Annotated in this window: 2 protein-coding genes; both read left to right on the forward strand. The window is 48.2% G+C overall.

Translation table 11 applies throughout. The features are described from left to right. The coding region (locus tag R7Q47_RS24865) for an SLC13 family permease (RefSeq protein WP_318089954.1) at window positions 1-1,029 on the forward strand (1,029 nt) is incomplete at its 5' end. Window positions 1,030-1,053: 24 nt separating this feature from the next. Continuing rightward, the coding region (locus tag R7Q47_RS24870; protein WP_318089957.1) for an adenylyl-sulfate kinase at window positions 1,054-1,318 on the forward strand (265 nt) is incomplete at its 3' end.

Below are 1,318 nucleotides of genomic sequence, written 5' to 3' on the forward strand. Positions count from 1 at the left end.
AAGTTGTTTCTTGCAGAGGTGGTTCGTGATGGCGTGACGGTATCGTCAGTTGGCCCCGACTTCGTGCTGAAAGCGAAAGATCGTCTGTTGTTTTGTGGCGATGTCGAAAGTGTAGCGACCTTGCAAGAAATTCCGGGGCTGACGCTGTTTGGGCAACAGCATTTGAATGGTCAAAACTTTATTGAAGTGGTGGTCAGCTCCTCTGCAACCTTCTGCCATAAGACCTTGAAAGAAAGCCGCTTCCGCGATCGTTTTGATGCGGTTGTTGTCGCCATTCGTCGTGGGCATGAGCGTTTAGAAGGTGGATTGGGCAGTATTACCTTAGCTCCGGGCGATACTTTAGTGTTGGTGCCGGGCAAGCGTTTTGAGTCTGAGCGTCGAGCGCACCGTAAAGAATTTGTGTTAGTGCACGACTTAGATTCCAGCGCACGTTTGGACTCCAATAAATCGACGATTGTGTTGATTGGTTTTGCTGCGGTTATCGCCTGTGCACTACTAGAACTTGTGCCGATCATTAAAGGGCTCGCGGTATACATCATTGCACTCATTGCGTTTGGCATAGTGCAAATCTCTGAGCTTCGCCGCCGTTTTCCCATTGATATTGTGGTGATTGTGGGCTCTGCGCTCTCTATTGCGCAGCTGATGATTTCATCGGGCTTGTCCGTCAGGATGGGCGAAATGTTTATCGAAGCGTTTAACGGCTGGGGCGTATTTGGTGCGCTGGTGGCCACATACATCATGACCTTGGTGCTGACTGAATTGGTGACCAACAATGCCGCTGCCGCGTTAGCATTTCCGATTGGCTATAGCATGGCTGTCGGGTACGGAGTGGATCCGATGCCATTTATTATGGCGGTATTGTTTGGCGCAAGCGCGAGCTTTATTTCTCCCTACGGGTATCAAACCAACTTGTTGGTTTACAGTGTAGGTAATTACAAATTGACCGACTATGTGCGAATTGGTGTGCCGATTTCGATTGTGTATTCCGTATTGGTACTGACATTGATTCCGGTCTTCTTTCCGTTTTAATTCCGATAAATACAAGGATTCGTTATGACCGCTGAAACACCGGTAAAAGATGAAAACATTGTCTGGCATCAGCACACGGTTGATAAACAGTTTCGTGCTGAGCTGAAAAAACAGAAACCAGCAGTGCTTTGGTTTACTGGTTTATCTGGTGCAGGTAAGTCAACCGTCGCGGGCGCGCTGGAGAATCGTTTAGCTGAGTTGGGCTACCACACTTATTTGTTGGACGGTGACAATGTTCGTCATGGCCTGTGTAGTGATCTAGGTTTTTCTGAACAAGATCGTCGTGAAA

Source organism: Vibrio sp. Vb0349, from assembly GCF_033338975.1.